Annotated in this window: 16 protein-coding genes; 4 read left to right on the top strand and 12 right to left on the bottom strand. The window is 59.4% G+C overall.

Features of this window, described 5'->3' with window-relative positions; translation table 11 throughout:
- Nucleotides 1-10: 10 nt before the first annotated feature.
- From ACQ4W6_RS09880 to ACQ4W6_RS09845, 8 genes are all read right to left on the bottom strand, one after another.
- Complete coding sequence (locus tag ACQ4W6_RS09880) at nt 11-895, bottom strand: TauD/TfdA dioxygenase family protein (protein ID WP_436567096.1); 885 nt, start codon at nt 893-895, stop codon at nt 11-13.
- Nucleotides 896-1,240: 345 nt separating this feature from the next.
- On the bottom strand, nt 1,241-1,909 hold the full coding sequence (can, locus tag ACQ4W6_RS09875; protein ID WP_436567011.1) for a carbonate dehydratase: 669 nt from the start codon (nt 1,907-1,909) through the stop codon (nt 1,241-1,243).
- Between the two features lie 63 nt (nt 1,910-1,972).
- Nucleotides 1,973-3,106, bottom strand: coding sequence for a molecular chaperone DnaJ (gene dnaJ, locus ACQ4W6_RS09870; protein ID WP_436567010.1), 1,134 nt, complete (start codon nt 3,104-3,106; stop codon nt 1,973-1,975).
- Between the two features lie 160 nt (nt 3,107-3,266).
- A complete protein-coding gene (gene dnaK, locus ACQ4W6_RS09865) occupies nt 3,267-5,210 on the bottom strand; it encodes a molecular chaperone DnaK (protein WP_436567009.1) in 1,944 nt (647 codons plus the stop codon).
- Nucleotides 5,211-5,301: 91 nt separating this feature from the next.
- Nucleotides 5,302-5,823 (bottom strand): nucleotide exchange factor GrpE, encoded by a 522-nt coding sequence (gene grpE / locus ACQ4W6_RS09860; protein WP_436567008.1) that lies wholly within the window; start codon nt 5,821-5,823, stop codon nt 5,302-5,304.
- Between the two features lie 341 nt (nt 5,824-6,164).
- Nucleotides 6,165-7,274, bottom strand: coding sequence for a ferrochelatase (gene hemH / locus ACQ4W6_RS09855; RefSeq protein ID WP_436567007.1), 1,110 nt, complete (start codon nt 7,272-7,274; stop codon nt 6,165-6,167).
- Nucleotides 7,275-7,390: 116 nt separating this feature from the next.
- Nucleotides 7,391-9,058, bottom strand: a complete 1,668-nt coding sequence (gene recN / locus ACQ4W6_RS09850) for a DNA repair protein RecN (RefSeq protein WP_436567006.1) — start codon at nt 9,056-9,058, stop codon at nt 7,391-7,393.
- A 47-nt stretch (nt 9,059-9,105) separates the two neighbouring features.
- Nucleotides 9,106-10,059: an NAD kinase gene (locus tag ACQ4W6_RS09845; RefSeq protein ID WP_436567005.1), complete on the bottom strand. Its 954-nt coding sequence runs from the start codon at nt 10,057-10,059 to the stop codon at nt 9,106-9,108.
- A gap of 263 nt (nt 10,060-10,322) precedes the next feature.
- On the opposite strand from ACQ4W6_RS09845, the gene ACQ4W6_RS09840 reads away from it, so the two are divergent.
- The 4 genes from ACQ4W6_RS09840 to gloA all read left to right on the top strand — a co-directional run bounded on the left by ACQ4W6_RS09840 (nt 10,323) and on the right by gloA (nt 13,006).
- Complete coding sequence (locus tag ACQ4W6_RS09840) at nt 10,323-10,589, top strand: hypothetical protein (protein ID WP_436567004.1); 267 nt, start codon at nt 10,323-10,325, stop codon at nt 10,587-10,589.
- A 39-nt stretch (nt 10,590-10,628) separates the two neighbouring features.
- Nucleotides 10,629-11,939 carry a PQQ-dependent sugar dehydrogenase gene (locus ACQ4W6_RS09835; RefSeq protein ID WP_436567003.1) on the top strand — a complete coding sequence of 437 codons (1,311 nt, stop codon included), beginning with the start codon at nt 10,629-10,631 and terminating at the stop codon, nt 11,937-11,939.
- 111 nt (nt 11,940-12,050) lie between these two features.
- Complete coding sequence (locus tag ACQ4W6_RS09830; protein ID WP_436567002.1) at nt 12,051-12,473, top strand: OsmC family protein; 423 nt, start codon at nt 12,051-12,053, stop codon at nt 12,471-12,473.
- Between the two features lie 125 nt (nt 12,474-12,598).
- A complete protein-coding gene (gene gloA / locus ACQ4W6_RS09825; protein WP_436567001.1) occupies nt 12,599-13,006 on the top strand; it encodes a lactoylglutathione lyase in 408 nt (135 codons plus the stop codon).
- Between the two features lie 79 nt (nt 13,007-13,085).
- Here the strand turns inward: gloA and ACQ4W6_RS09820 are convergent, their stop codons facing one another.
- The 4 genes from ACQ4W6_RS09820 to ACQ4W6_RS09805 form a co-directional block, all read right to left on the bottom strand.
- A complete protein-coding gene (locus ACQ4W6_RS09820) occupies nt 13,086-14,417 on the bottom strand; it encodes a TolC family outer membrane protein (RefSeq protein ID WP_436567000.1) in 1,332 nt (443 codons plus the stop codon).
- A 145-nt stretch (nt 14,418-14,562) separates the two neighbouring features.
- Complete coding sequence (locus ACQ4W6_RS09815; protein ID WP_436566999.1) at nt 14,563-14,886, bottom strand: rhodanese-like domain-containing protein; 324 nt, start codon at nt 14,884-14,886, stop codon at nt 14,563-14,565.
- 15 nt (nt 14,887-14,901) lie between these two features.
- The gene (locus tag ACQ4W6_RS09810; RefSeq protein WP_436566998.1) at nt 14,902-15,552 is read right to left on the bottom strand and encodes a protein-L-isoaspartate O-methyltransferase family protein; all 651 of its coding nucleotides are present in this window, start codon (nt 15,550-15,552) and stop codon (nt 14,902-14,904) included.
- A 167-nt stretch (nt 15,553-15,719) separates the two neighbouring features.
- The gene (locus ACQ4W6_RS09805) at nt 15,720-16,370 is read right to left on the bottom strand and encodes a TetR/AcrR family transcriptional regulator (RefSeq protein WP_436566997.1); all 651 of its coding nucleotides are present in this window, start codon (nt 16,368-16,370) and stop codon (nt 15,720-15,722) included.
- Nucleotides 16,371-16,683 lie beyond the last annotated feature (313 nt).

Below are 16,683 nucleotides of genomic sequence, written 5' to 3'. Positions count from 1 at the left end.
ACAGTCAAAATCAATACGGCGCATCGCCTTCGATGGTAGTGCGATACAGCTTGCGGCGCTGCTCGGGCGGGCAACCAGTGGCCAGATGCATCAGCGAACGGTTGTCCCAGAACACCAGGTCATGCGGCTGCCAGCGGTGCACATACAAGAGTTCCGGGCGCACGCTGTGGGCAAACAGTTCGTCGAGCACGGCGCGGCTTTCATCGTCAGGCAGGCCGACGATGCGCGTGGTGAAATGCTCGCTGACAAACAGAGCGCGGCGTCCCGTTTCCGGATGCACGCGCACCACGGGGTGAGTGACGGGCGCGACTTCATCGATCTGCGCCTGGGTCAGCGCGGGGCGCCAGGGATTGCGTCGGCGCAACTCTTCATACTGGCTCAGATAGCTGTGCTCGGCACGGGCAGCGCGCACGGCATGGCGCAGCGCGGCAGGCAGGCTTTCCCACGCCAGGTGCATATTGGCAAATACGGTATCGCCGCCCTCGTCCGGCAACTCTTGCGCGTGCAGCATGGAACCCAGGCTGGGCACTTCCTTGTACGACAGGTCGGAATGCCAGAAGTGGCCCGCGTCGCCCAGGCCGATGGGCTGGCCATCTTCGACGATATTCGAGATGATCAATACTTCCGGCTGCGCTGGCAACTGGAACTGGCGCAGCACGTGGATTTGAAGGGGGCCGAAACGACGGCTGAAATTGACCTGCTGCTGTGGCGTGATGTGTTGATTGCGAAACACCAGCACGTGATGGTCGAGGTGGGCGTGGTGCAGGCGCTGGAAATCGCCGAGCGGCAAGGGCTGCGCCAGGTCCAGCCCCAGCACTTGCGCACCGAGGGGCGCATCGAAGGTCTCGATACGGAACTGGCTGGTAGAAAGCGAAGATTTGAGGACGGCCGACATGATGGCTTCATCAGTGAACAAGGGAAGTCCACTGTATGCCGGCTAGCCTGCCATGCAAACGAAGCATTTACTATATGTTTATGCGGCGCGCGTTGCATCAGGCGTTGTCACGAAATAACACAACTACAGCACCCCGGCGCGTGGCCTGGCCCCTGAATAATGCGAGTACGAAATTTGCTTATTTGGCAATTCTAAATGCCACCACAGGAACGCCATGCCTCGGCCGTTGCCATCTTTGAAGACTGCATCCGGCGCTGGAACGATGTGTATTCGATGATTTGACTGGCCCATCTATATGAAACGGGCGTGGGCGTGCCGAGAATGAGGCACCCGCGCCCGGCGTGCTTACGCTACGTCGTAGCGAGCCAGGCGGGCCGCCATGCGCGGCGCCAGTTCCTCGCGCTTCGTGATGGTCACTTCCAGGTCGTTCAACACGCCGTCTTTCAAGCCATACACCCAGCCGTGCACGCTGACTTCCTGGCCACGTTCCCATGCATCCTGCACGATGGTGGTCTGGCAGACGTTGACGACCTGCTCGGCAACGTTCAGTTCGCACAGGCGGTCGCTGCGCTCACGGCTGCTCAGCACATCGCCCAGATAGCGCTCGTGCTTCTGCCCCACGTCCTGCACATGGCGCAGCCAGTTGTCGACCAGGCCGATACGCGTGCCCGTCAAGGCCGCATGCACGCCCTTGCAGCCGTAATGACCAACGATGATGACATGTTTCACTTTCAGCACGTCGACGGCAAATTGCAGCACGGACAGGCAATTGAGGTCGGAATGGACCACCACGTTGGCAATATTGCGGTGCACAAACACATCGCCTGGCGGCATGCCCAGCAATTCGTTGGCCGGGACGCGGCTGTCGGAACAGCCGATCCACAGATATTCCGGCGAGGTCTGGGCTTCCAGGTTCTTGAAGTAATCCGGGTTCTTTTCCACCATCGAGCTGGCCCAGCGCTGGTTGCGTTGCAGTAATTCCGACAGGGCTGGTTGGCTTTTCACTTCGCTCATGATTTATTTCCTTAAAAAAACGCCGAGATGTGTGAACATCCCGGCGCGTGGTGTTACGTGTGCTTACTCAAAAAAATCCTTGACCTTGTCTTTCCAGGTCTTGCTTTGCGGGCTGTGCTTGGCACCGCCCTCGGTGGTTGACTTTTCAAAGTCGCGCAGCAGGTCTTTCTGTTTTTCCGTCAGTTTCACCGGCGTTTCGATTGCCACGTGGCAGAACAGGTCGCCCGCGTAACCGGAGCGCACGCCCTTGATGCCCTTGCCTTTCAGGCGGAAGGTCTTGCCCGACTGGGTGCCTTCCGGGATCGCGAACGACACTTTGCCGTTCAGGGTAGGTACTTCGATTTCGCCGCCCAATGCTGCCTTGGTGAACGAAATCGGCATTTCGCAATGCAGGTCGTCGCCTTCGCGCTGGAACACGGCGTGCGGCTTGATGTGGATTTCCACATACAGGTCGCCCGCCGGACCGCCATTCGTGCCCGGTTCGCCGTTGCCGGACGAACGGATACGCATGCCGTTGTCGATACCGACTGGAATTTTTACTTCCAGGGTCTTGTTGCGCTTGATGCGGCCCGCACCGCCGCATGGCGTGCAAGGGTCAGTGATGACCTTGCCGCTGCCGTGGCATTTTGGGCAGGTTTGCTGGATGCTGAAGAAACCTTGCTGCATGCGCACCTGGCCGTGGCCACCGCAAGTACCGCAGGTGGTCGGCGATGTGCCTGGCTTGGCGCCGCTGCCGTGGCAAGTGTCGCACTTGTCCCAGCTCGGCACGCGTATCGTCGTGTCGAAGCCGTGAGCAGCTTGCTCCAGTGTAATTTCCAGGTTGTAGCGCAAATCGGCGCCACGGTACACTTGTGGACCTGCATTGCGGCTGCGTCCACCGCCACCGCCAAAGATGTCGCCGAAGATATCGCCGAAGCTGTCGGCAAAGCCGCCAGCACCGCCGCCGAAACCGCCGCCGCCACCCATGTTCGGGTCCACGCCGGCGTGACCATAACGGTCATACGCTTCGCGCTTTTCCGGATTGGTCAGCATCTCGTAGGCTTCTTTGACTTCCTTAAACTTTTCTTCCGATTCCTTGCTATCCGGATTGCGGTCCGGATGGTATTTCATCGCCAGTTTACGGTAAGACTTTTTGATCTCTTCTTCCGAAGCATTTTTTGCGACACCGAGTGTCTCGTAAAAATCACGCTTTGCCATGTTGTCGGCACCTTGCAGTCTATCTACTGATGTAAAAATTACACGAAAAAGCCGAGTCGAGTGCTGCACTGGGCAACGACTCGGCTCGGCCGGTCTTCGCGGCTAATCCCGCGATGTAGCGTTCAGCCCGGCTGCCCCCATTGACGGGAGCGCAAGACAATTACTTGCTGTCTTTGACTTCTTTGAAGTCAGCGTCAACGACATCGTCTTGCTTGGCGCCAGCATCGGATGCGCCAGCAGCTTGCTGTGCACCTTCTGCGCCGCCGGCAGCTTGCTGCGCTTGCATGTCGGCATACATTTTTTCGCCCAGTTTCTGCGATGCGCTCGACAGTGCTTCCACCTTGGCGTCGATCTCAGCCTTGTCGCCGGCCTTGATGCTTGCTTCCAGGTCGGTAATTGCCGCTTCGATCTTCTCTTTCTCGCCCGCATCGAGCTTGTCGCCGTATTCGGTCAAGGATTTCCGGGTCGAGTGTACCAGAGCATCGGCCTGGTTGCGCGACTCGGCCAATTCTTTGACCTTCTTGTCTTCTTCCGCGTTCAACTCGGCGTCTTTGACCATCTTCTGGATTTCAGCCTCGGTCAAGCCGGAATTGGCCTTGATCGTGATCTTGTTTTCCTTGCCGGTGGCCTTGTCTTTCGCGCCGACATGCAAGATGCCGTTGGCGTCGATGTCGAAGGTCACTTCGATCTGTGGCGTACCACGCGATGATGGCGGGATGCCTTCCAGATTGAATTCGCCCAGACCCTTGTTGCCGGCGGCGATTTCGCGCTCACCCTGGAAGACCTTGATGGTCACCGCAGGCTGATTGTCGTCGGCCGTCGAGAATACCTGGCTGAACTTGGTCGGAATCGTCGTGTTTTTGTGGATCATCTTGGTCATCACGCCGCCCAGGGTTTCAATACCCAGGGACAATGGCGTCACGTCCAGCAACAGCAAGTCCTTGCGTTCGCCCGACAGGACCGAACCTTGAATCGCTGCGCCCACTGCCACGGCTTCGTCCGGATTCACGTCTTTGCGTGGATCTTTACCGAAGAATTCCTTCACTTTTTCCTGCACCTTCGGCATGCGGGTCATGCCGCCGACCAGGATGATGTCATCGATGTCCGACACTTTCACGCCAGCATCTTTGATGGCGATGCGGCATGGCTCCATCGTTGCAATGATCAGCTCTTCGACCAGGGATTCGAGCTTGGCGCGGGTCATCTTCAGGTTCAAGTGGACTGGAGCGCCATTGGCCATGGCGATGTACGGCTCGTTGATCTCGGTTTGTTGCGACGACGACAACTCGATCTTCGCGCGCTCGGCCGAAGCCTTGATGCGCTGCAGAGCGATCGGATCTTTTTTCAGATCGATGCCGTTGATCTTCTTGAACTCGTCGATGATGTAATCGATGATGCGCTGGTCGAAGTCTTCGCCGCCCAGGAAGGTGTCGCCGTTGGTGGCCAACACTTCAAATTGTTTCTCACCATCAACGTCCGCGATTTCAATGATCGATACGTCGAACGTACCGCCGCCCAAGTCGTACACGGCGATTTTACGGTCGCCTTTTTCGTTCTTGTCCAGGCCGAATGCCAGCGCTGCCGCGGTAGGCTCGTTGATGATGCGCTTGACGTCCAGGCCAGCAATACGGCCGGCATCCTTGGTCGCTTGACGCTGCGAGTCGTTGAAGTACGCAGGCACCGTGATGACGGCTTCGGTGACTTCTTCGCCGAGGTAGTCTTCTGCCGTTTTCTTCATCTTGCGCAGTACTTCAGCCGAAATTTGCTGTGGTGCCAGTTTTTTGTCGCGTACGCCGATCCACGCATCGCCGTTGTCGGCTTTGGTGATCTGGTAAGGCATCAGCGCGATATCTTTTTGTACTTCTTTTTCGTCGAACTTGCGACCGATCAAACGCTTCACTGCGTACAGCGTGTTTTTCGGATTGGTCACTGCCTGGCGTTTCGCCGGTGCACCGACGAGAATTTCGCCATCTTCTTGATAAGCAATAATCGACGGCGTCGTGCGTGCGCCTTCAGCGTTTTCGATTACCTTTGGTTGACCGTTTTCCATGATGGAAACGCAGGAATTCGTGGTTCCCAGATCGATACCGATAATTCTACCCATGATTTTTTTCCTTTTATTTGCTAGATTTCAGATGGTTCTTATATGTGGCAAAGCGGCATGGTTTCAAGGCTTGCTTGATGCCGCACTCTGATTATTTTGCTTGCGCGGTAGTCACAATGGCCGGACGCAGCAGGCGGTCCGCAATCATATAGCCCTTTTGCAAGACTGACACGATGGTATTGGCTTCCTGCTCCGCTGGTACCACGGCAACTGCCTGGTGTTTCATCGGATCGAGCTTGTCGCCCTGCACTGGCAACACTTCCACCAGACGGTTGCGCTCAAACGCGGCGCTCAATTGCTTCAGGGTCATCTCGACGCCTTCTTTCAGCGACTCGATGGTCGGTGCTTCCACCGCCAGCGCCATTTCCAGGCTGTCTTTCACCGGCACCATGGCTTCGGCAAAGCTTTCCACTGCGAATTTATGCGCTTTAGCAACATCTTCCTGCGCGCGGCGGCGGATATTTTCTCCATCGGCCTTGGCGCGCATGAAGGCATCGTGCATCTCTGCAAGACGCGCTTCGGTACTCGCCAGCTGCTCTTCCAAAGTAGGCTCTGCGGGAGCCGCGGCGTCCGCTTGCGGATTAGGTACAGCTTGATTTTCCTGATCTTGCATCTAGAAAGCTCCTACAATCAATGACTTAAATGGGTTAGGCTATACATCTTTACAACACTAGCCAGCAGATGGGGCTATATCCTACTGTTTCAAGGGGTATTGATGTGAGCGCCAAGGTTTACGCCAGCCAATGTTACAGCTTATTACAAATCACTACCCGTTTCAGACCGCGAACCGTGCATCCCCTCTGAATCAGCCTGCTTCCTCTGCGAAGCCGGCATTCTACCAGTCCCGTCATGGCCATTGCCACTGACGATGTTGCTATTCGGAAAACCTCTGCCTGCGCCAGAAATGACAAAGCCGCGCAAGCGCGGCTTTGTATTGCAAAAGAGAAATTATTTCTAATTCGCCGCGCCCAAGGCCAGTGCGGCCGTGCGCGCCTGCCCGCCAGCCTTCTTGTCCGCTGCGCACTGCGCCGCCGTCTTCATCGTCGGCCAGCCGATCATGTGTTGTTCGGCAATTTCCGCCAGGCCGGCGATCCAGGCCGGCGTTTCATTCAGGCAAGCAATGTAGTGAAAATGCTGGCCACCGGCCGTTTCGAAATCATGCCTGGCTTCCATGGCAATCTCTTCCAGGGTTTCCAGGCAATCGCTGGTAAAGCCCGGGCACAGCAAATCGACGCGCTTGACGCCCTGCTGCGCCAGCGCCACCAGGGTGGGCGCCGTGTAGGGCTGCAGCCATTCGGCCTTGCCGAAACGCGACTGGAAGGTCACCACATATTGATCTTGTGTTAATTTTAATTTTTGCGCCAGCAAGCGTGCCGTTTTCAGGCATTGGCAGTGATACGGGTCGCCCAGCAGCAAGGTACGCTTGGGCACGCCATGAAAACTCATCACCAGTTTTTCAGGCCGGCCATGCGCTTCCCAGTGGTTCAGCACCGAGTCGCGCAGGGCGTCGATATATCTGTCGTGCGCGTGATACTGTTTGATGAAGCGCAATTCCGGCACATTGCGCACCGTGGCGTAATGGGCAAACACGGCGTCGTAAATGGAACCCGTCGTCGTGCCCGAATATTGCGGATAGGCAGGCAAGATGGCGATGCGCTCGCAGCCTTCACTTTTCAGCCTGGCCAGCACCTCGGGCAAGGATGGCGAACCGTAGCGCATGGCCATGGCCACCGTCACGCCATCATGGCCCCGTTCGGCCAGCGCACCGGCCAGCAATGTGGCCTGCTGTTGCGTGTGCACTTTCAGGGGGGAACCGTCGCGCGTCCAGATCGACGCGTATTTCTTCGCCGACTGGCTGGAGCGGAACGGCAGGATGATCAGGTGCAAGATAAACCACCAGACGATGCGGGGAATCTCGACCACGCGCGGATCGGACAAAAATTGTTTCAGGTAGCGCCGCACGGCCGACGCGGTCGGCGCATCGGGCGTCCCCAGATTGACCAGCACCACGGCGCTGCGCTCGACACTGCCATGCGTGTACGGAGGTTCTGTTTGAAATGACATGAAGGCTCTTCGAAGACGTTGGACGGGATAGGCAACCATTATAAGTGGTACTTGCTACAACTAACCCTAAAGGCAAGGCTGGGGTATGACCCGGAGGGTCAGACCCCGACTGACGCTCAAGTCGCCAGCAATTCGCGCGCGTGCTTGCGCGTGGTGGCCGTGATTTCCAGGCCGCCCAGCATGCGTGCCACTTCTTCCACCCTGGCCTTGGCGTCGAGCATGTCGATGCGCGAAGCCGTCTTGCCATTGTCCAAAGTGCTTTTTGCCACCTGGAAATGTTGATTGGCCTGGCTGGCCACTTGCGGCAAATGGGTCACGCACAGCACTTGCCGCCCTTGCCCCAGGCGTTTGAGCAAACGCCCCACCACTTCGGCCACGGCACCGCCGATACCACTGTCGACTTCGTCGAAGATCAAGGTGGGCGTAGTGGTGGCGTGCGAGGTGATGACGGAGATGGCCAGCGCGATGCGCGCCAGTTCGCCGCCGGAGGCGACCTTGGCCAGTGAGCGGGGCGCCGTGCCCGCATGGCCGGCAACCAGAAACTCCACCTGCTCCAGGCCATGCGTGGCCGGCTCGCACGGGTTCAATGCAATCTCGAAACTGCCACCCGTCATACTCAGTTCCTGCATGGCGCGCGTAACGGCCTGTCCCAGTTCGAGTGCGGCCGCGCGGCGCGTGTTGGACAAGCGCTCGGCAACGCTGCGGTATTCGGCCTCGATCTTCGCTTCCTGGCGCAGCAAGCCTTCGATATCGGAAGCGTCGGCCAGGTGTTGCAGCTTTTCCGACAGTTTGGCGTGTTCCTCAGGCAATTCTTCGGGCGTGACGCGAAATTTGCGCGCCGTGCTGTGCATCACTTCCATGCGCGCATCGAGCTGGTGCAGCCGCTCCGGGTCCAGCTCCACGCGGTCCAGGTAATTGTTCAGCGCATACACGGATTCCTGCAGCTGGATGCGCGACGATTCGATCAGGTCGACAATCGGCTGCAATTGCGCATCCACGGACACCAGCTTGCCCAGCTTCTGGTTCAGGGCCGACAGTTGCGAGACGATCGGGTGGTCTTCCGACTCGGAAATAGTGGACAGCGCTTCCTGCGCCCCTTCCAGCAGGCTGGCCGCGTGCGACAGGCGGCTGTGCTCGTTCGTGATGTCCGTCCATTCGCCGGGCTTGGCGGCCAGCTTTTCCAATTCGCCCACCTGCCATTCCAGGCGCTCGCGCTCGTACAGCACGTTGGCGGCGTTGGTTTCGAATTCTTCACGCTGGCGCACCAGCGCGCGCCAGCGCTTGTGCAGTGCCGCCACTTGCCGCGCGTCTTGCTCGGCGCCTGCCTCGCGCGCCGTCGCTTGGCCGTCGAGCAGGGCCCGCTGCGCCTCGCTTTTCAACAGCGACTGATGCGCATGCTGGCCATGGATGTCGACCAGCATGTCGCCCAGCTCGCGCAGCTGCGCCGCCGTGGCGGGGATGCCGTTGATGTACGCCTTCGAGCGGCCCGCATTGTCGATCACGCGGCGCAGCAGGGCGCCGCCATCATCGTTGGCAAATTCATGGGCCACCAGCCACGCCTGCGCCACGTCGCTGACGGAGAAATCGGCCGTGATGTCAGCCTTGGCTGCGCCTTCGCGCACCACGCTGGCATCGCCGCGGCCACCCAGCGCCAGGGTCAGCGCATCGATGAGGATGGACTTGCCGGCGCCCGTCTCGCCCGTCAGCACGCTGAAGCCAGCGGAAAATTCCAGTTCAATGGTATCGACAATGACAAAATCGCGGATGGACAGTGTATGGAGCATGGCTTCTGTAGTTAGGCGGCGCACCGCGGGTTGAGGTGGAGACAACGTTAGCTGAGCTTGCCCTCGCCCGACGGGTACTCGTTCCAGTGCAGTTTTTCACGCAGGGTGTTGTAGTAGCTCCACCCCTCCGGATGCAGGAAGGTAATCGTGTGCGGCGAACGGCGAATGATGATGCGGTCTTGCTGGATCAGGCTGGCAAACGTCTGCATGTCGAAATTGACGCTGATATCGCGTCCGCGCACGATTTCCACCACGATCTGGCTGGAATCGGGCAAGACGATAGGCCGGTTCGACAACGCATGCGGGGCAATCGGCACGAGCACGATGCCGCCCAGAGTCGGGTGCAGCAGCGGGCCGCCGGCCGACAGCGAGTACGCGGTCGAGCCCGTTGGCGTGGCGATGATCAGCCCGTCCGAACGCTGGTTGTACATGAAGTGCCCATCCACATCGACGCGCAATTCGGCCATGCCGGCGCCGGCGCCGCGCGAGACGACCACATCGTTGACGGCCATGCCCACGTGGATCGACTCGCCGTCGCGCAGCACGCTACCTTCAAGCAAGGTGCGGCGCTCGGCCTTGAAACGGCCGCCAAGAATTTGCGCCAGCACGGGCAGCATGCGCTCGAGCGCAATGTCCGTCATGAAACCCAGACGCCCTTGATTGATACCGATCAAAGGTACGTCGAATGGCGCCAGCTGGCGCGCAATGCCCAGCATGGTGCCATCGCCGCCCATGACGATGGCGCAATCGGCGGCAGCGCCGATCTCGGCCGGCGACATGGCGCGCACGCCAGGAAAGTCCAGATGCGCGGCCGTTTCCGCTTCAAACACGATGGTATGGCCCAGCATCTGCAAGAAATCGACGATGCTTTTTACGGGCTCGGCAATGCCATCCGTATTCTGGCGCACGACCAGGGCGATGGTCTTGGCGCCCAGGTTAAAGGCATGCCCCGGGGCTGGCAAGGTCGCTGCTGGCGGTTCGGCGTGTTTTTCGACGGGCATAAAAGTCTCGGCAAATGAATTCGGTGGCAAGTCGCCCCTGGCTGTCACGCTGCACGCCGGCATTGCATGATACTGTATGTATGCACAGTATAGTGCGGCGGCGGTGTGCCCGCAAGGGGCGTTTTTAAGTGTTGCCGCAGTGTAGCGCAGAAAAAGAATCGCCCATGCGTGCGCCAGCGCTCCCTGCGCAGGCAAATCTGCTTGCCAGCGGGCAGTTGCAGCATGACACTGGCATCAGTCATTGTTTCCCTTCAGGAGCGTATATGGTTACCCAGCATAGCGAGCGCAAGATCAATACCGATGCCAAGGTGAAAAACGATGGCGTCGAGCGCCTGCCGCACGAACGCGACGAGTCTCCCGACGCGCAAAACGTGCGTCCGCGCAAGATCATGCAGCAAGCGGCAAGCGACTTGGAGCAAGGGCTGGTCGACACCGACCGGCACGCCCAGCCCGGCGTGGAAAAGGTCAAGCCAGCCGCACCGAAACAAGCCCGTCCCGACGCGCAACTGGAATCAAAGAAGGCGCGCTGAGTCCAACCATCAAGCATCGTTACGTTTCCGGAGTACACCATGCACCGCTACGTTTATTCCTTCCTGCTGGCAGCTGGCTGCGGCGCCAGCGGCGCCCAGGCCCAGGCGCCCGCCATGCCCGTCGGTTTCGGGCCCCAGCCCGTCCTGCCCTCGCCTAACAAGCAATTGATTCCCACCGTGAATGTTGCTCCCGTACAGCGCTGGACGGCCGGGCAGCTCCCCGTGGTCGCGGCCGGCCTGGCCGTCCAGGCTTATGCGCGCAACCTCGACCATCCACGCTGGCTGTACGTCTTGCCGAATGGCGACGTGCTGGTGGCGGAAACAAATGCGCCGCCCAAGCCGGAAGACAGCAAGGGCATCAAGGGCGCCATCATGCAGTCGCAGATGAAAAAAGCGGGCGCCGTCACACCCAGCGCCAACCGCATTACCCTGCTGCGCGGCCTCGACGCGAACGGCGTGGCGCAAACGCGCAGCGTATTCCTGCAAGGCTTGAATTCGCCGTTCGGCATGGCCCTGGTGGGCAAGGAGCTGTACATCGCCAGCTCGGACGCCCTGCTGCGCTTTCCTTACGAACCAGGGCAAACCAGCATCACGGCCCAGGGCACCAAGGTGTTGGATTTGCCGGGCGGCCCCATCAACCACCACTGGACCAAGAACGTCGTCGCCAGTCCCGACGGCAAGTTCTTGTATGTGTCCGTTGGTTCGAACAGCAATGTGGGCGAGAACGGCATGGCGGCCGAAGATGGCCGCGCCGCCATCTGGCGCTTCGAGCGTGCGACGGGCAAGGCGCGGGTCTACGCTACAGGCTTGCGCAATCCGAACGGCATGGCTTGGGAACCAAAGACAGGCGCACTCTGGACGGCCGTCAATGAACGCGACGAACTGGGCAACGATCTGGTTCCCGATTACATGACCTCGGTCAAGGATGGCGCGTTTTATGGCTGGCCTTACAGCTATTTCGGCCAGCACGTCGATGCGCGCGTCAAGCCGCCGCGCCCCGCACTGGTGGCCACGGCCATCGCGCCCGACTATGCGCTGGGCGCGCACACGGCCTCGCTGGGCCTGGCGTTTTATGCTGGCAGTTTGCTGCCCGAACGCTACCAGGGCGGCGCCTTCATCGGCCAGCACGGCTCGTGGAATCGCAAGCCCTTCAGTGGTTACAAAGTCATTTTCGTGCCGTTTGCCAATGGCATGCCAAATGGTACGCCACAGGACATCCTCAGCGGCTTCCTGGACGAAAATGGCAAGGCGCAGGGGCGTCCCGTCGGCGTCGCCGTCGACAAGGCGGGCGCGCTGCTGGTGGCCGACGACGTGGGCAATATCATCTGGCGCGTGGTGCCGGCACGCTAAGCACCATATGCAGCATGCGACTGCACACATGCCCCAGTGTGTGACACAACGAACGGAAGCAACAAGGTGGGGCGCGCATGATGGACTCTCAAACCACGCAAGGAGGACATCATGAAAAAAACAGGATCAGCCGTCTGGAGTGGCGGCCTTAAAGATGGCAAAGGGTTCATTTCGACCCAAAGCGGCGCGCTCGACAATGTAGCGTATGGCTTCAATACACGCTTCGAAGACGGCCCCGGCAGCAATCCGGAAGAGCTGATCGGCGCCGCCCATGCGGCCTGCTTCACCATGGCCCTGTCCGGCCAGCTGGGCGAGGCGGGTATGCGCGCCACGGCCTTGAAAACCACGGCCGAGGTCAGCCTGGAAAAAATCGATGGCAGCTATGCCATCACGGCCGTGCACTTGACCCTGGTGGCGACCATCCCTGGCGCCACCAACGAAGCCTTCCAGGACGCGGCCCTACGCGCCAAGCTCGGTTGTCCCGTGTCCAAATTGCTGGCCACGGAAATCACCCTGGACGCCCATCTGGAGTAACTCAAGATCCAGCAACTGCGCCGTCCACTGCTGTCCTGCAACAGGGCTGCAGGGGTGGGCTCGGCACAAAAGCCATAAAACGCATAAAATCCTGCCATTCCCCTATCATCATCAAGGATTTCACGATGCGTATTTTGCACACCATGTTACGGGTCGGCGACCTGCAGCGCTCCATCGATTTTTACACCAAGGTCCTGGGCATGAAGCTGCTGCGCACCAGCGACAACCCGGAATACCAGTACACGCTGGCCTTCGTCGGCTACGGTGCGAATCCCGACCACGCGGAACTGGAACTGACCTATAACTATGGCACGACCAGCTACGAGCTGGGCACGGCCTATGGCCACATCGCCATCTCGGCCGACAATATCGTCGCCGCTTGCGATGCGGCACGGGCGAATGGCGGCAACGTCACGCGCGAACCGGGCCCCGTCAAAGGCGGCAACACGGTCATTGCCTTCATCACCGATCCGGATGGCTACAAGATCGAATTGATCGAGCGCAAGTTCGACGGCCAGGGCGGCGGCCTGTAAGGCTATCTCCATCGAGCACGAAAAAAAACCAGCGCCGCCGGTGCTGGTTTTTTTTCGTGCAAAACAACATTAAGCTCGATTATTTATCCAGCAGCGCGTTCACTGGCACCAGATCCGTTTCCTTCAAGGTACCGGCCGCCGACTTCAGGCGCAAGCCATTCATGATGGTGTCGTAGCGGGCCTTCGACAAGTCTTTTTGCGTGGAGAACAATTGTTTCTGCGCATTCAAGACGTCGATATTGATACGCACACCCACTTGATAGCCGAGCTGGTTCGATTCCAGCGCCGACTTGCTCGACACTTCTGCCGCTTCCAGCGCCTTCACCTGGGCCAGGCCGCTATTGACGCCGAGAAATGCCTGGCGCGCGCCTTGCGATGCCGTGCGGCGTGCCGTTTCCAGGTCGTTGCGGGCCTTGTTTTCCAGCGCGATCGATTCGCGCACCTTGCTGGTGACGGCAAAGCCGCTGAAGATCGGAATGCTCCACTGCACGCCGATGGCGTTATTGTTAATGCCACCCGTGCCGCCCGTGGTGTAGCTATGGCCCGTGTTGGCAATCAGGTCCAGGGTCGGATAGTGGCCGGCACGGTTGCGGCCGATATCGCGCTTGGCCGATTCCACGTTGAACTGGGCCGTGACGACGCCAAAGTTCTGTTCTTCGGCGGACGACACCCATGGCTCGACGGTGGCCGGTTCCGGTGCGCTCAGCAGAACGCCGGTGCGCATCGGCGCCAGCGACGTGGGCGCCTCGCCGATGATGGTTTGCAGGGCGCTGCGTTTGTTGGCCAAGTCATTGATGGCGGCAAATTCCTGCGCCACCACCAGGTCGTAGGCCGCTTGCGCTTCATGCGTGTCGGTAATCGTTTGCGTGCCCACTTCGAAGTTGCGTTTGGCCGATGCCAGCTGCTCGGTGGTGGCGACTTTTTGCGCCTGCGTCGCGCCCAGGTTGTCTTGCGCGCTCAGCACGTCGAAATACGCCTGCGCCACGCGCGTGATCAAGTCTTGCTGTACCTGTGCAAATTGCGCTTCGGCAATCGCCTGCGCCAGCTTGCTTTGCTGATAAGTTTCCCAGCGATCCCAGCGGAACAGCGGCTGCGCCAGCGTCAGGTTATAGGTATTCGTGTGCACGTTGACGGTGGGCATGGTGATCTTGTTGCCGTCAATCAGGGTAATCGGCTCCTGGTTGCCACGCGTATTGCTGCCCGAGGCAGACACTTGCGGCAGCAAGCCTGACAGTCCCTGCGGAACCCGCTCCATCCCGGCCGACAAGGCCGCACGCGCGCTGGCGTACTGTGCGTCATTGGCCAGCGCCTGCTGGTACACCTGGATGAGATCGGCCGCCTGCGCTTGCAGCGAGCATGTCATCGAGACAAAGGCGCTGGTTATCAGTACGGCGATAAGGGGTTTCCGCATTGCATTTCTCCGTTGGAGTCGTCAAAAGTTGATGGAATCAAAAATCTGCTACAGCTTGCCTTGCCCCGTCCGGGTAAGAACGGGGTACAGGCCTCCGCAGGCATGCAGGAAAGCATGCCTGGGGGTGTATCTACTGCAAAATAACTTAGTATTTAGGCATGGCGCTGTCGACTTGCAGCGCCCAGGCATGGACGCCGCCCGTCAAATTACTGATCTTGCCAAAACCATTGCGCTCCAGGAAGGCTGCCACTTGCATGCTGCGCGCGCCGTGATGGCAGATGCAGACGATGTCGGCATCTTCATCGAGGTCGTCGATGCGCGCCGGAATCGAATTCATCTGCATCAGGGTGGCACCGTCGAGGTGGCACAGGTCAAACTCCCACTGCTCGCGCACGTCCAGCAACAGGGGCCGTGGGCGGGAAGGGTCAGCCAGCCAGGCGGCCAGCTGCGGTGCGCTCAAATGCTCCATTGAATCTCCGTCGCCTCAGAACTGGAAGTGCGACGGCGCCACGGCTTGCAAAGGCGTGACATTGGTTTCAAACAGCTTGCGCGTGTCGTAGGCCTTGTCCGAGCTGCGCGTGATCAGATGCGCCGACATGATCGGCGCTTCGCCGATGATGGCCAGGATGCGGCCGCCCACTTTGATTTGCTGCAACAGTGCTTCCGGCAACACTGCCAGGGCACCGGAAACAACGATCACGTCGTACGGTGCGCCCTTGCTCCAGCCCTGGGCGCCATCGCCCAGTTCCACGGTGACGTTCGTGACGCCATTGGCAGCCAGGTTCTGTTCGGCCAGGGTTTTCAATTGGGGCACGATTTCCACGCTCGTCACATGACGCGCCTTGTGCGCCAGCAAGGCGGCCATGTAGCCGCTGCCAGTGCCGATTTCCAGCACATTTTCATGCTTTTTGACGGCAACGTCTTGCAAAATGCGCGCTTCCAGCTTCGGCGTGAGCATCTGTTCGCCACCGCCCAGTGGAATTTCAGTATCGACGAAAGCCAGGTTTTTATAGGCGGCAGGCACGAAATCTTCACGCTTGACCACGTTCAACAGCTCCAGCACGTCGATATCCAGTACGTCCCATGGACGGATTTGCTGTTCGATCATATTGAAGCGGGCTTGTTCGATATTCATCTTTGGACTCGGTAAGTGAAGTAATAATCCGCCATTTTATCGTTGAACTGGCTGAAAGCACATGTTAACCATAAAGACGGGAAATGGAGGAAATTTGCGACGATCTGCAGATTTGGGGGGGTGAACCTTGGATAGGGGCAACTGAACGGTAGCAGAAACACAGCGCATCAGCTTTTGCCGGGCGCCTCCACCTGCAAGGCGCGCAAGCTCATGTCGATAAAGGCATCCATATAGGCCACCGGGTCGATATCCTTGACCTCGCATGGCAGAAAGGAATGCGTCCACATCATCAGCATGGTCACCGGCGCACTGAGGATGGTGCTGACCAGCACGGGATCAACCTGGCGAAACTCGCCGCGCTGCATGCCCCGTTCGATCAGGCTGACGATCAGCGCATTGCCGCGCGTCGCCACCTCCTCGTTGTAAAACTGTGCCAATTCCGGGAAATTGTTCGCTTCGGCCAGCATCAGCTTGGTCAAGCCGGCCAACTTGGTGGCGCCAAACTCTTCCCACCACTGCATCATCACGCTGCGCAACAGCTTGGCACTGCTGTCATCCGAGGTAGCCATGCTGTTTTCAGCCTCGCCGATCGAATGCACGATATTGTCGCGCACCACGGCCTTGAACAGCTCCTGTTTATTCTCAAAGTACAGGTACAAAGTGCCCTTCGACACACCAGCCCGCTTGGCCACATCCTCCAGGCGCGTCGACGCGAAACCACGTTCGACGAACAGGTCGAGGGCGGCGGCGAGCAATTCCTGTGGGCGGGCATCCTTGCGCCGCTCCCAGCGGGGCTTGGTATCAATCGGGGCTTGCATGTGTCATTCCGGGTAACTTACTTTTGAGTCATTAATATTAGACTTCTCTACAGGTCAGGTCAAGCGCTGGCGCATGGCCCGGCGCGCCATTGTAGCGCGCCGCTGCAGCAAAGAGTGCTTCTGCCGGGAATGGCAGCCAAGCTGCCCCCGCCGCCCCCCCTTTACGCCACTGCCGCCGCCCGCATGCCGCCCTGCGTGCAGTTCAGCCCTCATTTTGCGCAGTTCATCGCATTTCCTCTCAGCAAATTTATCCGTTTTGCTATCTTGCTATCGACAGCACGGCCGCCGCGGCGCGGCAGCCGGCTTATTTCTT

This window comes from Janthinobacterium woesei, assembly GCF_051380875.1.
In the GTDB taxonomy this organism is placed as follows: domain Bacteria; phylum Pseudomonadota; class Gammaproteobacteria; order Burkholderiales; family Burkholderiaceae_D; genus Janthinobacterium.
Note: the sequence above shows the minus strand (reverse complement) of the source record. Positions and strands in the feature narration are given on the sequence as shown.